Annotated in this window: 1 protein-coding gene (running past one end of the window); it reads left to right on the top strand. The window is 71.3% G+C overall.

Annotation, left to right across the window (positions count from 1 at the left end):
* Positions 1 to 24,791 carry part of the coding region annotated (locus tag ACH49X_RS25935) for a non-ribosomal peptide synthase/polyketide synthase (protein ID WP_397071076.1) on the top strand (this coding region is incomplete at its 3' end). The annotated region extends 10,536 nt beyond the left edge of the window, so 24,791 of the 35,327 annotated nt are shown.

The following is a 24,791-nucleotide window of genomic DNA, read 5'->3' as shown; positions in this document are numbered from 1 at the left end:
GGTCGTGGCGAGCAGGCGCTCGACGATCTGGTCGGCATGTTCGTCAACACCTTGGTGCTGCGCGCTCAGGTGGACACCGCCGAGTCGTTCGCCGAGCTGCTCGGCCGGGTCCGCGAACGCGACCTGCAGGCGTTCGCGCACGCCGACGTGCCGTTCGAGCGGCTGGTCGAGGTGCTCAACCCGGCGCGCTCGCAGGCGCGCCACCCGCTGTTCCAGGTGATGCTGTCGTTCCAGAACCTCGGCCGCACCGCGCTGGAGCTGCCCGGTCTCACCGTCTCCGAGCTGGGCATCGACCAGCCGACGGCGAAGTTCGACCTGCAGCTCACGCTCAGCGAGGTCCCCGGCGCGGAGACGGCGATGGACGCCGAACTCGTCTACGCCACCGATCTTTTCGACGGGGTGTTCGCCGGGACGTTCGCCGAGCGCTTCGTGCGCGTGCTGCGCGGCATCGCCGCCGATCCGTCGGTCACCGTCGGCGACATCGATCTGCTCGACGACGCCGAGCGGGCCTTGGTCATCGAGCGGTGGAACGCCACCGAATTCGCGGTCGACGCCGCGCTCACCTCGCCGGTCGGCGACGCCGCCGCGACGCTGGTCTCGCTGTTCGAAGCCCAGGTCGCGCGGACCCCGGACAGTCCCGCCGTGACGTTCGAGGGGACAAGTCTCTCCTACGCCGAGTTCGCCCGCCGGGTCCACCAGCTTGCGCGCTGGCTGAAGGTCAACGGCGTCGGGCCGGAATCGTATGTGGCGCTGGGGATGCGCCGCTCGATCGACCTGGTGGTCGGCATGTACGCGGTGAACGCCGCGGGCGGCGCGTACGTGCCGCTGGATCCGGACCATCCGGCCGAGCGCATCGACTACATCCTGGAGACCGCGCGCCCGGTGTGCGTGCTGACCTCCGGTTCCGATCTGGAGACCACCGTCTCCCGCCAGGTGCGCATCGATCAGCTCGACCTGTCGGAGTTCTCCGACCAGCCGCTGACCGACGCCGACCGGCACAAGCCGCTGCGTCCGGCCAACACCGCGTACGTGATCTTCACCTCCGGTTCGACCGGCCGCCCGAAGGGCGTCGCGGTCTCGCACGCCGCGATCGTCAACCGTCTGGTGTGGATGCACGCCGAGTACGGCTTGGCGGCCTACGACGTGGTGTTGCAGAAGACGCCCGCGACCTTCGACGTGTCGGTGTGGGAGTTCTTCTGGCCGTTGCAGGTCGGCGCGCGCCTGGTGGTGGCCAAGCCGGACGGGCATCGCGATCCCGCGTACCTGGCGCGGCTGATCGTCGACGAGCAGGTCACCACGGTGCACTTCGTGCCGTCGATGCTGTCGGTGTTCGTCGCCGAGGAGCGTGCGGCCGAATGCACCAGCCTGCGCAACGTTTTCGCCTCCGGTGAGGCGCTGCCCGCGGTGACCGCGCAGAAGCTGCGCGAGCTGACCGGCGCGCGGCTGCACAACCTGTACGGCCCGACCGAGGCCGCCGTCGACGTCACCTTCCACGAGGTGACCGACCACGACACCGTGTCGGTGCCGATCGGCGCCCCGGTGTTCAACACCCAGGTGTACGTGCTGGATTCGCGGCTGCGGCCGGTTCCGGTCGGCGTGCCCGGCGAGCTGTACCTCGCGGGCGCGCAGCTGGCGCACGGCTATGTGGGCCGCCCCGACCTGACCACCGAACGTTTCGTGGCCAACCCGTTCGGCGACGCCGAGCGGATGTACCGCACCGGCGACCTGGTGGCCTGGACCGAAGACGGTGAGCTGGAGTACCTGGGCCGCACCGACTTCCAGGTGAAGGTGCGCGGTCTGCGCATCGAGCTGGGCGAGATCGAGTCGGCGCTCACGGCGCTGGATTCGGTGGCGCAAGCGGTGGTCGTGGTGCGCACCGACGAGCGGACGGGTGACCAACTGGTCGCCTACTTGGTGACGGACCCGGACCGGGTGGTGGACGTCGAGTCGGTCAAGGCCGAACTCGGCGCGCGGCTGCCCGGGTACATGGTGCCCGCGGCCTACGTGGTGCTCGACGAGTTCCCGCTGAACGCTTCCGGCAAGCTGGATCGCAAGGCGCTGCCGGAGCCGGTGTTCGAGGCCAAGGTGTTCCGCGCGGCCACGACGCCGGTGCAGGAGATCGTGGCCGAGACCTTCGCCGAGGTGCTCGGTGTGGAGCGGGTCGGCCTGGACGACGACTTCTTCGAACTCGGCGGCAACTCGCTGGTCGCCACCCAGGTGGCGGCGCGGCTGGGCGAGGCGCTGAACACGCAGGTCCCGGTGCGCACACTGTTCGAGGCGTCGACCGTGGCCGCGCTGGCGGCGAAGGTGGAATCCGTCGCGGACGAGGGCGGCCGCACGCCGCTGGTGGCGCGGGAGCGGCCCGAGCTGGTGCCGTTGTCGCTCGCGCAGCAGCGGATGTGGTTCCTCAACCGGTTCGACAACCGCACCGCGGTGAACAACATCCCGGTCGCGCTGCGGCTGACCGGTGCGCTGGACGTCGCCGCGCTGGGCGCGGCCATCGGTGACGTGCTCGCGCGGCACGAGGCGCTGCGCACCATCTACCCCGAGGTGGAGGGCACCGGGTATCAGCGCGTGCTCCCGGCAGGCGAGGTCGGCTTCGACCTGGTCGCCGAGCCGGTCGCCGCGGAGGAACTGCCCGCGCGGATCGTCGAGCTGGCGAGCGTCGGTTTCGACGTGACCGCCGAGATCCCGTTCCGGGCGAGCCTGCTGTCGCTGTCGGCGACCGAGCACGTCGCGGTGCTGGTGATGCATCACATCAGCGCGGACGGCTTCTCGCTGCGGCCGCTGCTGCGCGATGTCGTGCTCGCCTACACCGAGCGCGCTCGCGGCGAGGTTCCCTCGTGGGCCCCGCTCGAGGTGCAGTACGCCGACTACGCGCTGTGGCAGCGCGAGGTGCTCGGCGCCGAGGACGACGCGGACTCCGTGGCGGCCAGGCAGATCGCCTACTGGACCGAGCAGCTGCGTGACCTGCCCGACCAGATCGAGCTGCCCGCCGATCGGCCCCGGCCCGAGATCGCCTCGAACGCAGGCGGCACGCACGACTTCGCGGTGGACGCGCAGGTGCACGAAGCGCTGGCGGAGCTGGCGCGCGCTCGCGGCGTGACGCTGTTCATGGTGGTGCACGCCGCGCTGGCGGTGTGGGCGGGCCGGTTGTCGGGCAGCACCGACATCGCGATCGGCACGCCGATCGCGGGCCGTGGTGAACGCGCGCTCGACGACGTGGTGGGCATGTTCGTCAACACGCTCGTGCTGCGCAGCCAGGTGGAGCCGGGCGCGGGCTTCGACGAGCTGCTCGAGCAGGTGCGCCGCACCGATCTGGCCGCGTTCGCCAACGCCGACGTGCCGTTCGAGCGGCTGGTGGACGTGCTCAGCCCGGCGCGCTCGCAGGCGCACCATCCGCTGTTCCAGGTCGCGCTGACCTTCGAGGCGGCCTCGGCGGCCGATCTGGGTGCGGTCGCGCTGCCCGGCGGCCTCGAGGTCGCCGCGGTCGAATTCGACCCCGGGACCGCGAAATTCGATGTGCAGCTCACCGTGGGCGAGGCCGCCGACGGCGGGCTGACGCTGTCGTGGAACTACGCCACCGAACTGTTCGATCCCGAGACGGTGGCCGCGTTCGCCGATCGTTTCGTGCGCATCCTGCGCGGCGTCGCCGAGGATCCGCGAGTCGTGATCGGCGACATCGATCTGCTCGGCGAGGGCGAGCGGCTGGACGTCGCCCAGCGCTGGGTGTCGTCGGGCTCCGAGAGCGTCGCGGGCCTGTTCGCCGATCCGGACATCACCCTGGTCGGATTGTTCGACGCGGCCGTGGCCGCGCACCCGCACCGCGTGGCCGCCCGCTTCGGCGTGGAGACGCTGACCTACGCCGAGCTGGACCGGCGCGCGAATGTGCTGGCGCGCAGGCTGATCAGCGACGGCGCCGGGCCGGAGACGCTGGTCGCGGTGATCCTGCCGCGCTCGCTGGACCTGGTGGTCGCGCTGCTGGCCGTGGTGAAGACCGGCGCGGGTTACGTGCCGGTCGACCCGACCTACCCGGCCGAGCGCATCGCCTACGTGCTCGCCGATTCCCGGCCGACCAGCGTGGTGCTCGACTCCACGGTGCAGGTCGAGGTGCCCGCCGGGCTGCCGTCGGTCGTGCTGGACGGGTTCGCGGTGGAGACCGGCAACATCGAGGACGCCGACGACGCCCCGATCACCAACGCCGACCGCAACTCCGCGCTCACGCCGGACAACGTCGCGTACGTGATCTACACCTCCGGCTCGACCGGCCGCCCGAAGGGCGTCGCGGTCGCGCACCGGAACGTGGTGCGGCTGTTCGCCAACACCGACCGCGACTTCGGTTTCGGCCCCGAGGACGTGTGGACGCTGTTCCACAGCTACGCCTTCGACTTCTCGGTGTGGGAGCTGTGGGGTCCGCTGCTGTTCGGCGGCACCCTCGTGGTGGTCGACTACTACACCTCGCGCTCGCCGGAGCAGTTCCTGGAACTGCTGCGCGCCGAACGCGTCACGGTGCTCAACCAGACCCCGTCGGCGTTCTACCAGCTGGCCGAAGCCGACCGGAACGCCGCGGCCGACGCCGCGCCGCTGGCGCTGCGGTACGTGGTGTTCGGCGGTGAGGCGCTGGAGCTGCGCAGGCTGTCGGAGTGGGTGGCGCGCCACGGCGACGGCACCGGTGCCTCCACCGGGCCGCTGCTGGTCAACATGTACGGCATCACCGAGACCACGGTGCACGTGTCCTACCGCGCGCTGGACGCCGCGACCATCGCCGCCGCCTCCGGCAGCGTGGTCGGCCGCGCCATCGCCGGGCTGCGGGTGTACGTGCTCGACAGCAGGCTGCGCCCGGTGCCGGTCGGCGTCGCGGGTGAGATGTACGTGGCAGGCCCGCAATTGGCGCGCGGCTACCTCGGACGCCCCGACCTGTCGGCGACCCGTTTCGTCGCCGACCCGATGGGCGACACGCCGGGTGGGCGACTGTATCGCTCCGGCGACCTCGCCCGCTGGAACCGCTTCGGCGAGCTCGAGTACCTGGGCCGCGCCGACGATCAGGTGAAGGTGCGCGGTTTCCGCATCGAGCTCGGCGAGATCGAATCCGCGATCCTGGCCCAGCCCGGCATCGCCCAGGCCGCGGTCATCGTGCGCGAGGACCAGCCCGGCGATCAGCGGATCGTCGCGTACGTGGTGTCCGAGCCGGGCGCCGAGCCCGCGCTGGACGCGGTGCGCGACGGCGCGGCCGCGCAGCTGCCCGCCTACATGGTGCCCTCGGCCGTGGTGCGGCTGGAGTGGATCCCGCTGACGGTCAACGGGAAACTGGACCGTCGTGCGCTGCCCGCCCCGACCGCGCAGTCCCGTGCGTTCCGCGCGCCGGTCACCCCGGTGCAGGAGACCGTGGCGGCGGTGTTCGCCGACGTGCTCGGCCTGGACCGGGTCGGCGTGGACGACGACTTCTTCGACCTCGGCGGCAACTCGCTGATCGCCACCAGGGTCGTCGCCCGCATCGGCTCCGCGCTCGGCACGACCGTGGCGGTGCGCACCCTGTTCGAGGCCTCGACGGTGGAAGCGCTCGCCGCGCGGGTGGAATCGCACGCCGACGGCGCGGCGCGGGCTCGTCTCGTCGCCCGCGAGCGCGCGGCGGGCGAACTGGTGCCGCTGTCGTTCGCGCAGCAGCGCATGTGGTTCCTGAACAAGTACGACACCTCCTCGGCGGCCTACAACCTGCCGATCGCCATCCGGCTCACCGGCGCGCTGGACGTGGAGGCGCTGCGGTTGGCGGTGGCCGATGTGGTGCGCAGGCACGAATCGCTGCGCACCCGCTACCCCGAGCACGGCGGCACCCCGGTCCAGGTGATCGTGCCCGCCGAGGACATCGCGCTGGATCTGCATCCCGAGCCGGTCGATCCGGCGCGGCTGATCGAGACCGTCACCGAGTTCGTCACCACCGGTTTCGATGTGGCCGAACAGGTTCCGCTGCGCACCCGGCTCTACGCGGCCGGCCCGGACGAGCACGTGCTCGTCGTCGTGGTGCACCACATCGCGGCCGACGGCTTCTCGATGGGCCCGCTGACCCGCGACGTGATGGCCGCCTACACCGCGCGCAGCACCGGCAGCGCCCCCGGTTGGGCGCCACTGGCGGTGCAGTACGCCGACTTCGCGGTCTGGCAGCGCGAGATCCTGGGCTCGGAAGACGATCCCGATTCGCTGCTGGCGAAGCAGGTCGCCTACTGGCGGCACGCCCTCGACGACATCCCCGACGAGCTGGCCCTGCCCACCGACCGCCCGCGGCCTGCCGTCGCCTCGCACCGCGGCGCGACGCTGCACCGCGAGCTGTCCGGTGACCTGGTCGCCGCGCTGGAGGAGATCGCGCGGCAGCGCGGCGCGTCGCTGTTCATGGTGATGCACGGCGCGCTGGCGGTGCTGCTGGCGCGGCTGTCCGGCAGCGACGACGTCGCGGTCGGCACGCCGGTCGCAGGACGTGGCGAGGCCGCGCTGGACGACCTGGTCGGCATGTTCGTCAACACGCTGGTACTGCGCACGGGCATCGCGCCGGGCGAGTCGTTCGCCGATCTGCTCGACCGGGTGCGCCGCACCGACCTGGACGCCTACGGCAACGCCGACGTGCCGTTCGAGCGGCTGGTGGAACTGCTCGCGCCGGAGCGCTCGCAGGCCCGCAACCCGCTGTTCCAGGTGATGCTGGCGTTCCAGAACCTGGAGCGCACCACCCTCGAGCTGCCCGGCCTCTCGGTGTCCGCGCTGGACCTGGAAGAGAACGTCGCGCGCTTCGACTTGCAGTTCACCCTCGCCGAGCGCGGCGAAACCGGTTCCGGCGCCATGGCGCTGGCGCTGACCTACGCCACCGAGCTGTTCGACGAGACCACAGCGGCGGCCATCGTGGACCGCTGGGAGCGTGTGCTCGCGGCGGTGGCGGCCGATCCGTCGGTGACCGTCGGCGCGATCGACGTGCTCGACGCCGCCGAGCGCGCCGACCTGGTCGCGCGCACCGGCGCCCCCGCCACACCCGCGCGGACGCTGCCCGACCTGATCGCCGAGGCCGCCGCCATGAATCCCGAAGCGCCCGCCGTGGTGTTCCAGGGGAGAAGTGTGTCCTACGGCGAGCTGGACGCGCGGTCGAACCGCCTGGCCCGCTTGCTGATCGAGCGCGGCATCGGCACCGAGGATCTGGTGGCGGTCGCCGTGCCGCGATCGGACGAGTCGTACTTCGCCGAGTGGGCGGTGTCGAAGTCCGGTGGCGCGTTCGTGCCGATCGACCCGACCTATCCGGCCGACCGCATCGCGCACATGGTCACCGACTCCGGCTCCCCGATCGGTCTGACCGTGGCGTCGGTGCGCGCCGAGCTGCCCGAGTCGGTCGAGTGGCTGGTGCTCGACGAGCTGGATCTCGACGGGTTCGACGCCGCCGCGATCACCGACGCCGACCGGGTGCGCCCGGTGCGGCCGGAGCACCCGGCCTACGTCATCTACACCTCCGGTTCCACCGGCGTGCCCAAGGGCGTCGTGGTCACCCACGCGGGCCTTGCCAACTTCCGCGACGAGCAGAACGAGCGCTACGACGTCGATTCCGACACGCGCGCACTGCATTTCGCCTCGCCCAGCTTCGACGCATCGATCCTGGAATTCCTGCTGGCGATCGGTCGCGGCGGCGCGCTCGTGGTCTGCCCGCCCGGCGTGTACGGCGGCGAGGAACTGTCCGAGCTGATCCGCGCCGAGCGGGTCACGCACGCCTTCATCACCCCATCGGTGCTCGCCTCGCTGGATTCGGCCGCGCTGGCCGGGATGCGGGTGATCGTTGCGGGCGGCGAGGCGGTGCCCGCCGATCTGGTCGCCAAGTGGGGTGGCGCTCCCGACGGTTCTGGCCGCCGTTTCCACAACGGTTACGGTCCGACCGAGACCACGATCATGACCAACATCAGCGACGCGCTCACGCCGGGCGACCGGGTCACCATCGGTGGCCCGACCCGTGGCATGCAGTCGCTGATCCTGGACGCCCAGCTCAGGCCCGTTCCGGTGGGTGTCGCAGGTGAGCTGTATCTGTCGGGCGTCCAGCTGGCGCGCGGCTACCACGCCCGCCCCGGCCTGTCGGCGGAGCGTTTCGTCGCCAACCCGTACGTGCCCGGAGCGCGGATGTACCGCACCGGTGACGTGGTGCGCTGGACCCGGGTCGGGCACTCCGCAGGCTCCGCGCCCGTTGGAGGAGTCGAGTCGCTTGTCGTCGAATACGTAGGCCGCTCCGACTTCCAGGTGAAGGTCCGCGGTTTCCGCATCGAACTCGGCGAGATCGACGCCGCGCTGGCCTCGCACGAGACCGTCGACTTCGCCGTCACCGTCGGCCACAAGAGCGCCGCGGGCGCGGTGTCGCTGGTGTCGTACGTCGTTGCCGCGCAAGGACAGTCGATCGACGTGGCGGCGCTGACCGCGCACGTCGAGGAGCGCCTGCCCGCCTACATGGTGCCCTCGTCGATCATGGTGATCGACCACGTGCCGCTCACCCCGGTGGGCAAGCTGGACCGAAAGGCGTTGCCGGAGCCGGTGTTCGCGACCGAGGTCGTGTTCCGCGCGGCGCGCACCCCGCTCGAGCAGACCATCGCGGAAGTGTTCGCCGAGGTGCTTGGCGTGGAGCGGGTCGGCGTGGACGACTCCTTCTTCGCGCTCGGCGGCGACAGCATCGTCTCCATCCAGCTGGTGTCGCGGGCCAAGGCGCGCGGCGTGGTGTTCACCCCGCGGCACGTCTTCGAGCAGCGCACGGTGGCGGGTCTGGCGTCGGTCGCCGAGACCACCGAGGCGGCCGAGGCGTCGGCGACGACGCTGGCCGAGCCGCCGGGCGGAGGCGTCGGCGTCATGCCGCTGACGCCGGTGGTGCGGTTCATGGCCGAGCGGCGCGGCTCGTTCGGCCGGTTCAACCAGACGCTGGCGCTGGAACTGCCGGTCGGCATCGACCGCGCGGGCATCGCCGCGACGGTCGGCGCTGTCATCGATCGCCACGACATGCTGCGCGCGAGCCTGCGCCGCGACGGTGACGACTGGGTCGTCGAGACCGCCGCGCCGGGCACGGTCGAGGTGGATGCGCTGATCGACCGCACCGAGTTCGCCGCGGGCGTCACCGACGTCGAACTGGTCGAGATCGCCTCGGCCGCGCTGGACGAGTCGCTGGACCGGCTCGATCCGGCCGCCGGCGTGGTCATCCGGTTCGTCTGGCTCGAGCCCGACTCCGCCGAGCGCGCCGGACGCCTGATCGTCGTCGCCCACCACTTGGTGGTGGACGGCGTCTCCTGGCGCATCCTGGTGCCGGACTTCGTCACCGCGTGGGGGCAGCGCACCGCCGGGCAGACGCCCGAGCTGGTGGCTCCGGCCACGTCGATGCGCGCCTGGGCGCACGCGCTGGAGCGCGAGGCGGCCAGCCCGGAGCGGGTGGCCGAACTCGACTACTGGCGTTCGGTGGTCGCTACCGCCGATCCGCTGCTGACCGAGCGTCCGATGGACCCGGCCGTCGACACCTCCGGCGTCATCGCCAAGCATCAGGTCGAGGTGTCCGCCGAGGTCACCAAGGCGCTGCTCACCACGGTTCCGGCGCTGTTCCACGGCGGTGTGAACGACGGTCTGCTCACCGCGCTGGCGCTGGCCACCGCCAAGTGGCGGGCGCGCCGGGTGGCCGCGGACGCCGGGGACGCGCTGCTGCTGCGCCTAGAGGGTCACGGCCGCGAGGAAGACGTGGTGCCCGGTGCGGATCTGTCGCGCACCGTCGGCTGGTTCACCGCGATCTACCCGGTCGCCTTCGACCTGTCCGGCATCGACGTGGACGCCGCGTTCACCGGCGGCCCCGCGCTGGGCGCGACCCTGAAGGCGGTCAAGGAACAACTGCTCGCGGTGCCGGACAAAGGCATCGGCTACGGACTGCTGCGCTACCTGAACGCCGAGACCGCGGCCGAGCTGCCGCGCGAACTGCCCGGTCAGGTGAGCTTCAACTACCTCGGTCGCGTCTCCGAGGGCGACGTGCCGGAGTCGCTGCGCGGCTTCGGCTGGATTCCCGCGCCGGAACTCGGCGCGCTGGGCGGCGCCTACGACGCGGACATGCCCGCGATGGCGCCGCTGGACGTGAACGCGATCGTGGTGGGCGACAAGCTGACCGCGAACATCGGCTACCCGTCCACCCTGCTGTCGGCCGACGACGTGCGCGAGTTCGGCGAGCTGTGGACCGCCGCGCTGGAAGCCGTGGCCCGGCATGCCAATTCGGCGGGCGTGGGTGGGCACACCCCGTCGGACTTCACGCTCGTGCGCAGCACCCAGCGGGATATCGACGTCTGGGAGCGGCGCTTCCCGGCGCTGGCCGACGTGTGGCCGCTGTCGGCGCTGCAGGCCGGTCTGCTGTTCCACGCCCGCCTCGCGGCGAGCTCGGTGGATGTGTACACCGCCCAGGCGGTGCTGACGCTCACCGGCCGGGTGGACGCCGCCCGGTTGCGCGCGGCCGCGCAGGCGCTGGTGGACCGCTATGAGAACCTGCGCACCGCGTTCGTCACCGACCACGACGGCAACCCGGTGCAGATCGTGCTGGACAGCGTCCGGGTGGCGTGGGCCGAGCACGACCGGATCGAATCCGGTTCGGCCGAAGACCTGATCGAGGCCGACCGCATGCGCCGGTTCGACCTGGCCGAGCCGCCGCTGATCCGCTTCACGCTGATCCAGGTGGCAGACTCTTCGGCGGAAGGAGGGGCCCGCTGGCAGTTCGTGGTGTCCAACCACCACATCCTGCTCGACGGCTGGTCGATGCCGCTGCTCATGCGGGATCTGCTGGTGCTCTACGCCGCGCACGCGGACGTCTCCGCGCTGCCCGCGGTGCGGTCCTACCGCCACTTCCTGGACTGGACCCGGCAGCAGGATCACGCGGCGTCGCTGGCCGCGTGGGCGCGCGCGCTGCGTGGCGTCGGCGAGCCGACCCTGCTGGCGCGGCCGGACGCCGGTCGCGAGATCACCTCGCTGTCCGGCGAGTACTTCTTCGAGCTGGACGAGGCGACCACCGCGCGGCTGACCGCGCTGGCCGGCTCGCTGGGCGTCACGCCGAACACGGTGCTGCAGACCGCCTGGGGCATCCTCGTCGGCCGCATGACCAGCCGTGACGACGTGCTGTTCGGCACCACCGTCTCCGGTCGTCCCGCGCAGCTGTCCGGCGTGGAGGCGATGGTCGGCCTGTTCATCAACACCGTGCCGGTGCGGGTGCGTTTCGACTCGTCGGAATCGGTGCGCGACCTGCTGACGCGGACCCAGGGCGAGCAGGCCGATCTGCTCGACCACCACTACGTGGGCCTGGCCGACATCCAAGCGGTCGCGGGCATCGGCGGCCTGTTCGACACCCTGGTGGTGTTCGAGTCCTACCCGGTCGACGCCGCGGGCTTGCAGGCGCAGGCGGCGGACATCGACGGCATGGCCGTGGTCGGCCTGGACGCGGCCGACGCCACGCACTACCCGCTGACCTTGATCGCGCAGCTGGATTCGCGGTTGCGGGTGCGCGCGGGCTACCTGCGCGACCTGTTCGACGAGCAAACGGTGCGCCGCATCGCCGACCGCCTGATCCGGGTGCTGACCGCGATCACCGCCGAGCCCGACGCGGTGGTCGGCGACATCGAGTTGCTGGATGCCGCCGAGCGCGAGCTGGTGGTGTCGGGTTGGAACGACACCGCGCACCCGGTGGACAACACCGGCGCGACTCTGGTCTCGATGTTCTACGACCAGGTCGAACGCACTCCGGACGCGACCGCGATCACGTTCGAGGGGACAAGTCTGTCCTACGCCGAGTTCTCTTGGCGGGTGAACCAGCTGGCGCGCTGGCTGATCGCGCGCGGCGTCGGCGCGGAATCGTATGTGGCGCTGGGTATGCGCCGCTCGATCGATCTGGTGGTCGGCATGTACGCCGTCGCCGTGGCCGGTGGCTCGTACGTGCCGCTGGACCCGGATCACCCGGCCGAGCGCACCGAGTACATCCTCGCCACGGCCGATCCGGTGTGTGTGCTGACCTCCGGCAGCGATCTGGACATCGATACCGCGCAGGTGCGGATCGATCTGCTCGATCTGAAGGGCCTGTCCGAGGCGCCGGTCACCGACGCGGACCGTCGTGCGCCGCTGCGTCCGTCGAATACCGCCTACGTGATCTTCACGTCGGGTTCGACGGGTCGTCCGAAGGGTGTCGCGGTTCCGCATTCGGCGATCGTCAACCGCCTGGTGTGGATGCAGACTGCCTACCGGTTGACGCCGGCTGATGTGGTGTTGCAGAAGACGCCCGCGACGTTCGATGTGTCGGTGTGGGAGTTCTTCTGGCCGTTGCAGATCGGTGCGCGGTTGGTGGTGGCGAAGCCGGATGGGCATCGTGACCCGGCCTATCTGGCTGAGGTCATCAGCGCCGAGCGGGTGACGGTCACCCATTTCGTGCCGTCGATGCTCGCGGTGTTCGTCGCGGATGCCGCTGCGGCGCAGTGTGATTCGTTGCGGTTGGTGTTCGCTTCGGGTGAGGCGTTGCCGCCCAAGCCCGCGCATCGTTTGCGGGAGTTGACCGGCGCGTCCTTGCACAACTTGTACGGTCCGACCGAAGCGGCGGTCGACGTCACTTTCCACGAGGTCGTGGATGCCGATGTCGAGACGGTGCCGATCGGTGCTCCGGTGTTCAACACGCAGGTGTTCGTGCTGGATGCTCGGTTGCGCCCGGTTCCCGTGGGTGTCGCGGGTGAGCTGTACCTCGCGGGCGTCCAGCTCGCCCGTGGCTATGTCGCGCGCCCGGACCTGACGAGTGACCGGTTCGTCGCGAACCCGTTCGGTGAGCCGGGTGCGCGGATGTACCGCACCGGCGACCTGGTGGTCTGGACCGAGCACGGTGAGCTCGAGTACTTGGGCCGTACCGACTTCCAGGTGAAGTTGCGTGGTCTGCGTATCGAGCTCGGCGAGATCGAACAGGCGCTGACCGGCTTGGACGAAATCGCTCAAGCCGTCGTCGTGGTGCGCTCCGACCCGCACGCGGGCGACCAGCTGGTGGCCTACGTCATCCCCGCGCCGGACGCCGCGCTGGACACCGACCTGGTCCGCGAGGACCTGGGCCGTCAGCTGCCCGCCTACATGGTGCCGTCGATCGTGATGACGCTCGACGAATTCCCGCTCAACGCCTCCGGCAAGCTGGACCGCAAGGCGCTGCCCGCGCCGGTGTTCGAGGCCGCGGTGTTCCGCGCCCCGACCACGCCGGTCGAGGAGATCGTCGCCGCCACCTTCGCCGACGTGCTCGGCCTCGAGCGGGTCGGCCTGGACGACGATTTCTTCGCCCTCGGCGGCAACTCGCTGTCGGCCACCCAGGTCGCGGCCAGGCTGTCGGCCGCGCTGGACACCGATCTCGGCGTGCGCGAGCTGTTCGAGGCCTCCACCGTGGTCGCGCTGGCGGCGCGCGCGGAGACCAAGGCGGGCGCGGGCGGCCGTGCGCCGCTGGCGCCGCAGCAGCGGCCCGAGCTGGTGCCGCTGTCGCTTGCCCAGCAGCGCATGTGGTTCCTCAACCGCTTCGACCCCGACTCGGCGGTGGACAACATCCCGGCCGCGGTGCGGCTGTCGGGCCTGCTGGACCGGCAGGCGCTGCAGATCGCCGTCGCCGACGTGCTGGCCCGCCACGAGTCGCTGCGCACCTTCTACCCCGAGGTGGACGGCGCCGCGCATCAGCAGATCGTGGCCACGGCCAAGGTCATCCCGGACCTGACGCCGATCGACGTCACCGAAGCCGAACTGCCCGAGCGCCTTTCGCAGCTGATCGGCACGGCCTTCGACGTCACCGCCGAGGTGCCCTTCCGCGCCAGGCTGTTCGAGATCAGCCCCACCGAGCACGTGCTCGCCCTGGTGGTGCACCACATCTCGGCCGACGGTTTCTCCATGGGCCCGCTGACCCGCGACGTGATGACCGCCTACGGCGCCCGCGTCGACGGCGGCGAACCGGCCTGGCGTCCGCTGGAGGTCCAGTACGCCGACTTCGCGCTGTGGCAGCGCCAAGTGCTCGGCGCCGAGGACGATCCGGCTTCGGTGATCTCCGAACAGATCTCGTTCTGGTCGGACACGCTGCGCGGGGTGCCCGAGCAGCTGGACCTGCCGTCGGACCGGCCGCGTCCCGCGGTGGCCTCCGGCCGCGGCGCCACGCACGTCTTCGAGATCGACGCGCAGACCCACGCCCAGCTCACCGAACTCGCCCGCACCAGGGGCGCGACGCTGTTCATGGTCGCGCACACCGCGCTGGCCGTGCTGCTGTCGCGGCTGTCCGGCGAGGAGGACATCGCGATCGGCACGCCGGTCGCCGGACGCGGTGAGCGCGCGCTCGACGATCTGATCGGCATGTTCGTCAACACCCTCGTGCTGCGGACCCCGATCGAGTCCGGTGCGACGTTCACCGAACTGCTGCGTGCGGTGCGCGCCACCGACATCGCCGCCTTCGGGCACGCGGACCTGCCGTTCGAGCGGCTGGTGGAGATCCTGAACCCGGCGCGTTCGCAGGCGCGGCATCCGCTGTTCCAGGTGATGCTGTCGTTCCAGAACACCGGCCAGAACAGCTTGGAGCTGCCCGGCCTGACGGTGAGCGGTGTCGAGCTGCCCATCGACGTCGCCAAGTTCGACCTGCAACTGGTGCTCTCCGAACGCGACGCCGAAACCGGCGCAGGCTCGGCTCCCGCGGGCATCGCGGCCGAGCTGATCTACGCCACCGACCTGTTCGACCCGGCCACCATGGCCGAGTTCGGGCGGCGCTTCGGCCGGCTGCTGAAGGCCGTCGTCGCCGCGCCGGACCGGCCGATCGGCGATATCGTCCTGCTGGACGAGCCGGAGACCGAGCAGGCGCTGCGCGGCTGGAACGACACCGCGCGCGACCTCGGCCCGGCGAGCACGCTGGTCGACGAGTTCGCCGCGCAGGCCGCGGCCACGCCGGACGCGGTCGCGGTGATCGACCCGGCCACCGGGACGCACCTGACCTACGCCGAATTCGCCGCCCGCGTGCGGCGGCTCGCGCGTCGCCTCATCGAGGCGGGCGTCGGCCCGGAGACCCTGGTCGCCCTGGGCCTGCGCCGCTCGGTGGACCTGGTCGTGGCCGCCTACGCGGTGCACGCGGCGGGCGGCGGTTATGTGCCGCTGGATCTGGACCAGCCCGCCGACCGCGTGCACTACGTGCTCGACTCGGCCGACCCGGTCTGCGTGCTGACCACCGCGCGCGACGCGTTCGACGGCGCTGGCCGCCCGACGCTGCGCATCGACGAGCTGGAGCTGTCCGGCTACGCGGACGCCCCGGTCACCGACGCCGAGCGCATCGCGCCGTTGCGCCCGCAGCACCCGGCGTACGTGATCTTCACCTCCGGCTCCACCGGACGCCCCAAGGGCGTCGCGGTGCCGCATTCGGCGGTCGTCAACCAGATCCGCTGGATCACCGGTGAATACGGCATCGGCTCGGGTGACGTGGTGCTGTTCAAGACCCCCGCCACCTTCGACGTGTCGGTGTGGGAGCTGTTCGGCCCGCTGAGCACCGGCGGGCGGATCGTGGTCGCGAGCCCGGACGGGCACCGCGACCCGCAGTACCTGGCCGAGGTGATCGCGGCCGAGCGGGTCACCATGACCTCGTTCGTGCCGTCGATGCTGACCGTCTTCGCCGGCGCCATCGACCCGGCCGACGCCGACGCGCTCGCCTCGCTGCGCACGCTGTTCGTCGCCGGTGAGGCGTTCACCGCCGACGCAGTGGTCGCGATCCGCCGCGTCAGCGACGCCGCGCTGTACAACCTGTACGGCCCCACCGAGTTCACCGTGCACGCCACGCACGGTCCGGTCGCCGACCAGGTGGACGGTGCTGTCCCGATCGGCCTTCCGGTGTGGAACGCGCAGGCGTACGTGCTGGATTCGCGGCTGCACCCCGTACCGGCGAACGTCGCGGGCGAGCTGTACCTCGCGGGCGACCAGCTGGCGCGCGGCTACTTCGGCCGCGCCGACCTGACCGCCGACCGCTTCGTGGCCAACCCGTACGGCGCGCCGGGTGCGCGGATGTACCGCACCGGCGACTTGGTGCGCCGGGACGCAACTGGCGCCATCGAGTACTTGGGCCGCACCGACTTCCAGGTGAAGCTGCGCGGTCTGCGCATCGAGCTCGGCGAGATCGAGACCGCGCTCACGGCGCACGAATCGGTCGCCCAGTCGGTCGCGCTGGTGCGTTCCGACGCGCGCACCGGCGACCAGTTGGTGGGTTACGTGGTGCCCGCGAACGGCGCGACCGTGGACGTCGAGGCGTTGCGCGCGCACCTGGCCGCGCAGCTGCCGTCGTACATGGTGCCCGCCGCGATCGTGGTGCTCGACGCCATGCCGCTGAACCCGAACGGCAAGCTGGATCGCCGCGCGCTGCCCGAACCGGTCTTCGAGGCGCGGGAATTCCGCGCGCCTTCGACGCCGGTGGAGGAGATCGTCGCCGACGTCTTCGCCGAAGTGCTCGGCCTGGCAACGGCCGAACGCGCCGTCGGCCTGGACGACGACTTCTTCGACCTGGGCGGCAATTCGCTGATCGCCACCCAGGTGGTGGCCCGCCTCGGCGCCGCGCTGGACACCAGGATCCCGGTGCGCACGCTGTTCGAGGCGCCGACCGTGGCCGCGCTGGCCGCGCGGGTGGAGACGCACCAGGGCACCGGCCGCCGCCGCGAGCTGGTCGCCGGACCGCGCCCGCCGAAGATCCCGCTGTCGCTGGCCCAGCAGCGCATGTGGTTCCTGAACCGGTTCGACAACCAGACCGCGGTGAACAACATCCCGCTCGCGGTCCGGCTCACCGGCACCCTGGACACCGAGGCGCTGCGCCAAGCTGTCGCCGACGTGGTCGACCGGCACGAGGTGCTGCGGACGGTCTACCCGGAGACCGCCGACGGCCAAGGCGTGCAGGTGGTGCTGCCCGCCGGGCACAGCGCCATCGATCTCACCCCGATCGAGGTGTCCGAGGCCGAGATCTCCGATCGGATCAGCGAACTGGTGCTGACCGGCTTCGACGTCACCGCCGAGGTCCCGGTGCGCGCACAGCTGTTCCGCATCGCGGGCTCGATGGACGGCTCCCAGCCCGACACCCACGTGCTGGTGTTCGTGGTGCACCACATCTCCGCCGACGGCTGGTCGGTGCGCCCGCTGGCGCGCGACGTGATGGTGGCCTACTCGGCGCGTTCGCGCGGCGAGGCGCCCGCGTGGGCTCCGCTGCCGGTGCAGTACGCCGACTACGCGCTGTGGCAGCGCGAAACCCTCGGCTCCGAGGGCGATCCCGCCTCGCTGATCGCCCAGCAGGTCGCGTTCTGGTCCGACACCCTGGCCGGGCTGCCCGACCAGCTGGACCTGCCGTCGGACCGCTCGCGTCCGGCGGTGGCGTCCAACCGCGGTGGCGTGTACGAGTTCTCGCTCGACGCGCAGCTGTTGCGGGAGCTGAACGCGCTGGCCCGCGCGAACGGCGCCAGCCTGTTCATGGTGGTGCACGCCGCGTTCGCCGCGCTGCTGGCGCGGTTGTCCGGCAGCGACGACATCGCCATCGGCACCGCGGTCGCCGGCCGCGGCGAGGCGGTGCTCGACGACGCCATCGGCATGTTCGTCAACACTCTGGTGCTGCGCAGCGCGGTCGATCCCGCCCTCGCGTTCACCGAACTGCTCGCGCGCACCAAGGACACCGACCTCGCGGCGTTCGCGCACGCGGACCTGCCGTTCGAGCGGCTGGTGGAGATCCTGAACCCGGCGCGTTCGCAGGCGCGGCATCCGCTGTTCCAGGTGATGCTGTCGTTCCAGAACACCGGCGAGGCCACCTTCGAGCTGCCCGGCCTGGAAGTGGCCGGGGTGCCGCTGGACGTGGTGACCGCCAAGTTCGACCTGCACCTCAACCTCGCCGACCGGTTCGACGCCTCGGGCTCGGCCGACGGCATGACCGCCGAATTCGCCTACGCCACCGACATGTTCGACCCCGACACCATCGCGGGCGTCGCGGCGCGGCTGGTGCGGCTGCTGACCGCGATCGCCGCCGATCCGTCGGTGGCCATCGGCGATGTCGAGCTGCTCGACAGCGTCGAGCGCACCGAGGTGCTGGAGCGGTGGAACGACACCGCGCACCTGGTCGACCCGGACGCCACCCTGGTGTCGATGTTCGCCGCGCAGCTGGCGCGGACTCCGGACGCGACCGCGGTGACGTTCGAGGGGACGAGTCTGTCCTACGCCGAGTTCGCTGCCAGGGTGAACCGCCTCGCCCGCCATCTGATCTCGCTGGGCGTCGGCCCGGACTCGATGGTCGCGCTCGGCATGCGCCGCTCGATCGACCTGGTGGTCGGCATGTACGCGGTGAGCGTCGCCGGTGGCGCGTACGTGCCGCTGGATCCGGACCATCCGGCCGACCGCACCCGCTACGTGCTCGACACCGCACAGCCGGTGTGCGTGCTCACCACCTCGCGCGACGGGTTCGACGCGGGCGCGACCAAGGCCGTCGAGATCGATGTGGTCTCGCTGGCCGGCTACTCCGACGAACCGGTCACCGACGCGGACCGCCGTGCGCCGCTGCGCCCGTCGAACACCGCCTACGTGATCTTCACCTCCGGTTCGACCGGCCGCCCGAAGGGCGTGGCGGTCTCGCACGCCGCGATCGTCAACCGCCTGGTGTGGATGCAGGACGAATACGGCTTGGACGACACCGACGTGGTGTTGCAGAAGACCCCGGCCACGTTCGACGTGTCGGTGTGGGAGTTCTTCTGGCCGTTACAGGTCGGCGCGCGCCTGGTGGTCGCGAAGCCGGACGGGCATCGCGACCCGGCCTACCTCGTGCAGGTCATCACCGGCGAGCGGGTCACCACGGCGCACTTCGTGCCGTCGATGCTGTCGGTGTTCGTCGCCGAGGAACGCGCCGACGAATGCACCAGCCTGCGCAACGTCTTCGCCTCCGGTGAGGCGCTGCCCGCGCAGACGGCGCAGAAGCTCGTCGAGCTGACCGGCGCGCGCCTGCACAACCTGTACGGCCCGACCGAGGCCGCCGTCGACGTCACCTATCACGAGGTGACCGAGGACGACGCGGTGTCGGTGCCGATCGGCGCTCCGGTGTTCAACACGCAGGTGTACGTGCTGGATTCGCGCCTGCACCCGGTGCCGGTGGGTGTCGCGGGTGAGCTGTATCTCGCGGGCGTCCAACTGGCCCGCGGCTACGTCGCGCGCCCCGACCTGACCGCCGACCGGTTCGTGGCCAACCCGTTCGGCCGGCCGGGCGAGCGGATGTACCGCACCGGCGACCTCGTCTCCTGGACCGACAAGGGCGAGCTGGAATATCTGGGCCGCACCGACTTCCAGGTGAAGCTGCGCGGTCTGCGCATCGAGCTCGGCGAGATCGAGTCGGCGCTCACCGCGCTGGACTCGATCGCCCAGGCCGTGGTGGTGGTGCGTTCGGACGAGCGGCTTGGCGATCAGCTGGTCGCGTACGTCATCGCGACGGCGGGACGCTCGGTGGACATCGAGGGCGTGCGCGCGGAACTCGGCGGCGAACTGCCCGCGTACATGGTGCCGTCGGCGTTCGTCGTGCTGGACGCGTTCCCGTTGAACGCCTCCGGCAAGCTGGACCGCAAGGCGCTGCCCGCTCCGGTGTTCGAGGCCAAGGTGTTCCGGGCGCCGTCCACCCCGATCGAGGAGATCGTGGCGGGCACCTTCGGCGACGTGCTCGGCGTCGCGCGGGTCGGCCTGGACGACGACTTCTTCGAACTCGGCGGCAACTCGCTGCTGGCCACCCAGGTGACCGCGCGGCTCGGCGCCGCGCTGGACACCCAGCTGGCGGTGCGCGACCTGTTCGAGGCGTCCACCGTGACGGCGCTGGCCGCCCGGGTGGAGCGCAACGCCGGGTCCGGCCGGGCCCGGCCGCGCCTGGAGGCGGGGGAGCGCCCGGAGCGCATCCCGCTGTCGCCCGCGCAGCAGCGGTACTGGTTCCTCAACCAGTTCGACACGGCCACCTCGGCGGTGGACAACATCCCGCTGGCCGTCCGGTTGTCCGGCACGCTCGACGTGGCCGCGCTGGAGCAGGCCATCGGCGACGTGTTCGCCCGCCACGAGGTGCTGCGCACCACCTACCCGCGCTCGGCGGAGGGCCCGCACCAGGTGATCCGCCCGGCCGACCGGTCCGCGGCGGCGCTCACCCCGATCGACGTCACCGAGGACGACCTGCTCGGCGCCGTCATCGGGTTCGCGCTCACCACCTTCGACGTCACCGTGGAGGTGCCGTTGGCGGTGGCGCTGTTCCGGATCGCCGACAACGAACATGTGCTGGCGTTCACCGTGCATCACGTAGCGGCCGACGGCTCGTCGATGGGCCCGCTGGCCCGCGACGTGATGGCCGCGTACGTGGCCCGCGTGCAGGGCGAGGCGCCGCAGTGGCAGCCGTTGCCGGTGCAGTACGCCGACTACGCGCTGTGGCAGCGCGCGGTGCTCGGGTCGGAGGACGATCCGGAATCGCTGGCCGCCCAGCAGGTGGCGTACTGGAAGCAGGCGCTGGCCGGCCTGCCCGATCAGCTGGAACTGCCCGCCGACCGGCCGCGCCCGCCGGCGCAGTCGTTCCAGGGCAAGGCGATCCGCTTCGAGATCGACCCGCAGCGGCACGCCCGCCTGCACGAGCTGGCGCGCGCGCACAACGCGTCGCTGTTCATGGTGGTGCACGCGGCGCTCGCGGTGCTGCTGTCGCGGTTGTCGGGTACCGACGACATCGCGGTCGGCACCCCGATCGCCGGTCGCGGCGAGCGCGAACTCGACGACCTGATCGGCATGTTCGTCAACACCCTGGTGTTCCGGACCGAAGTGAAGGCCGGTGACTCGTTCGCCGCTCTGCTCGGCGACGTCAAGGAACGCGACCTGGAGGCGTTCGCCAACGCCGACGTGCCGTTCGAGCGCCTGGTCGAGGTGCTCAACCCGGTGCGCTCGACCGCGCGCAACCCGCTTTTCCAGGTGGGCCTGTCGTTCCAGAACCTGGCCGAGACCACCTTCGAGCTGCCCGGCCTGACGGTGAGCGCGGTCAACTTCGACTCGCAGCTGGCCAAGACCGACCTGCACGTCACGCTCTACGACCGGTACGCCGAGGACGGCACGCCCGCCGAGATCATCACCGAATTCGGCTACGCCACCGACCTGTTCGACGAGGACACGGTGCAGGGCTTCGCCGACCGGTTCCTGCGGGTGCTCGACGCCGTGCTGGCCGACGCCACGGTGCGGGTCGGCGAGATCGATCTGCTCGCGGCCGAGGAGAGCGAGCGCATCCTCACCGCGTGGAACGCCACCGAGCACGAGGTGGACACGACCGCGACGCTGGTGTCCCTGCTGGATGCCACGGTGGCCGCGACCCCGGCGGCGGTGGCGCTGGTCGCCGACGAGCCGACCGGCCGCCGCGAGCTGACCTACGCCGGGCTGGACGCCCGGGTCAACCGCCTGGCCCGGTACCTGATCGGCCGCGGCGTCGGCCCGGAGGACCGGGTCGCGCTGGCGATCCGCCGCAGCAGCGATCTCGTGATCGCCATGTACGCGGTCGCCAAGGCCGGTGCCGCCTACGTGCCGATCGATCCGGATCAGCCCGCGGAGCGCACCGACTACATCCTCGGCACCGCCGCGCCGGTGTGCGTGCTGACCACCGGCCGCGACGGGTTCCACACCGCGGCGGCCGACGTCGTGCAGATCGACGCCATCGACCTGACCGACCACCCGACCGCCCCGGTGACCGCTGCCGAGCGCAGGGGCGCGCTGACCCCGGCGAACACCGCGTACGTGATCTTCACGTCCGGTTCCACCGGCCAGCCGAAGGGCGTCGCGGTCCCGCACGCCGCGATCGCCAACCAGTTGCAGTGGGAGACCTCCGTCTTCGAGCTCGGCGCGGCCGACGCGGTGCTGCTGAAGACGGCGGCGACCTTCGACCTCTCGGTCTGGGAGTTCTGGTCGGCCGCGGTCTCCGGTGGCCGCCTGGTGATCGCCTCCGCCGACGGACACCGCGACCCGGCGTACCTGAACGAGCTGATGCGTGCCACCGGCGTCACCACCCTGCATGTGGTGCCGTCCATGCTGGACGCGCTGCTCACCGAATCCGGTGGCCGCCTGTCGGATTCGCTGCGGCGAGTGCTGGCCATCGGCGAGGCGCTGCCCGCGGCGACCGCCCAGCGGTTGCGCCGCAACAACGCCGCCGAACTGCACAACCTCTACGGCCCGACCGAGGCGGCGGTGTCGATCACCAGCCACCTGGTCACCGACGCCGACGAGGCGTCGGTGTCGATCGGCGCGCCGGAGTGGAACAGCCGCGTCTACGTGCTCGACTCGCGCCTACGGCCGGTTCCGGTCGGCGTGTCGGGTGAGCTGTACCTGGCCGGTGCGCAGCTGGCGCGTGGATACTTCGGCCGCCCGGACCTGACCGCGGACCGGTTCGTCGCCGACCCGTTCGGCGCGCCGGGCCAGCGGATGTACCGCACCGGCGACCTGGTGGCCTGGAGCGCCACCGGCGAGCTGGACTACCGCGGCCGCACCGACTTCCAGGTGAAGATCCGTGGTTTCCGCATCGAACTCGGCGAGATCGAGGCCGCGCTGCTGCGGCAGGACGCGGTGAGCGCCGCTGCCGTCGTCGCGCACACCGATCCGAACATCGGTGACCGGCTGGTCGCCTACGTGGTGACCCGCACGGGCGCGCTCGACAAGCGCGCGCTGCAGTCCGCCCTGTCGGCCGAGCTGCCGTCGTACATGGTGCCGTCGATGCTGATCCAGCTGGACGCGTTGCCGCTCAACGCCAACGGCAAGCTGGACCGCAAGGCGCTGCCTGAGCCCACCTTCGAGAAGGCGGTGTTCCGCGCGCCGGTCACGCCGATCGAGCAGATCGTGGCGAACACCTTCGCCGAGGTGCTGCGGATCTCCGATCGCGACGGCGGCTCCGGCGGGTCCAAGCGGCTCGGTCTGGACGACGACTTCTTCGCGTGGGGCGGCAACTCGCTGCTGGCCACGCAGGTCGCCGCCCGGCTGGGCGAGGCGCTCAACACGCGGGTGCCGGTGCGCCTGCTGTTCGAGGCGTCCACCGTGGCCGCGCTGGCGGTGCGGGTGGAGCAGCACGCCGACATGGGCGGTCGCCGCGCGCTGACCGCGGGACCGCGTCCGGAGCACATCCCGCTGTCGCTGGCGCAGCAGCGCATGTGGTTCCTCAACCGGTTCGACACCCAGTCGGCGGCCTACAACGTGCCGATCGCGGTGCGCTTGTCCGGCGCGCTGGACGTGGCCGCGCTGCGTGCCGCGATCGCGGACCTGGTGAGCAGGCACGAGATCTTGCGGACGGTCTACCCGCAGACCGAGGCGGGGCCGGTGCAGGTCATCCTCCCGCCCGCCCAGGCCGTGCCGCGGCTGGAGGTGCGGGTGGTCGCGCCGTCGCAGATCGAGGCCGCCGTGGTGGCGCTGACCTCGACGATCTTCGACGTCACCACCGAGGTGCCGGTGAAGGTCGCGCTGTTCCAGGTCGCCGGGGATGGCGCGCAGACTCCGGCGGACGGGTCGGTGGACTACGTGCTGGCCATGGTCGTGCACCACATCTCCGGTGACGGCTCCTCGGTCGGCCCGCTGACCAGGGACCTGATGATCGCCTACGCCGCCAGGTCGGCCGGCGAGGCGCCGAACTGGGCGCCGCTGGAGGTCCAGTACGCGGACTACAGCATCTGGCAGCGCGAACTGCTCGGCGACGAGAACGATCCGGAATCGCTGGCCGCCAAGCAGGTCGCCTACTGGAAGCAGGCGTTGGCCGATCTGCCCGATCAGCTGGACCTGCCCTCGGATCGGCCGCGCCCCGCGGTGCAGTCGTTCGCGGGCGGCAAGGTCGAACTGCGGGTGGACGCGCAGACCCATCAGGCGCTGATCGAACTGGCGCGTGCCGAGGGCGCGACGCTGTTCATGGTCGTGCACACCGCGCTGGCGGTCCTGCTGGCCAGGTTGTCCGGCACCGACGACATCGCGATCGGCACGCCGATGGCGGGCCGTGGCGAGGCCGCGCTGGACGATCTGATCGGCATGTTCGTCAACACCCTGGTGTTCCGCACCCGGGTGGACGCGGGCGAGGCGTTCACCGATCTGCTCGGCCGTCAGCGCGAGATCGACATCCAGGCGTTCGCCAACGCCGACGTGCCGTTCGAGCGCCTGGTCGAGGTGCTCAACCCGGTGCGTTCGACCGCGCGGCACCCGCTGTTCCAGGTGGGTCTGTCGTTCCAGAACCTGGCGCAGTCGGCGCTGGAACTGCCCGGCCTGAGCGTGTCCGGTCTGGACATCGACACCGAGCTGTCCCAGTTCGACCTGCACCTGATCGCGACCGACCGCTACGACGACGCCGGCGCGCCCGAGGGCATCACCGGCTTCTTCACCTACGCGACCGACATGTTCGACCGCGCGACGGTGCAGGGCTTCGTGGACCGGTTCGCGCGCTTGCTCGGCGAGATCGTCGTCGCGCCGCGCACCCCGGTCGGCGACCTCGAGCTGCTCGACGCCGCCGAGCGGACCCAGCTGCTCACCGCGCGCAACGCGACCGACCAGCCGGTGGACACCTCCGCCACGCTGGTGTCGCTGCTGGACGCGACCGTGGCGGCCGGGCCGAAGGAAGTCGCGCTCGTCACCGAGGACGGCGAGTCGATCACCTACGCCGCACTCGATGTGCGGGTGAATCGTCTTGCGCGGCACCTGATTTCGTTGGGTGTTGGTCCGGAGTCGCGGGTGGCGCTGGCGTTGCGTCGGTCGGTGGATCTGGTTGTGGCGATGTATGCGGTGGCGAAGTC

Origin of the sequence: Nocardia sp. NPDC019323, from assembly GCF_044389845.1 — a bacterium.
GTDB lineage: Bacteria > Actinomycetota > Actinomycetes > Mycobacteriales > Mycobacteriaceae > Nocardia > Nocardia implantans.
Note: the sequence above shows the minus strand (reverse complement) of the source record. Positions and strands in the feature narration are given on the sequence as shown.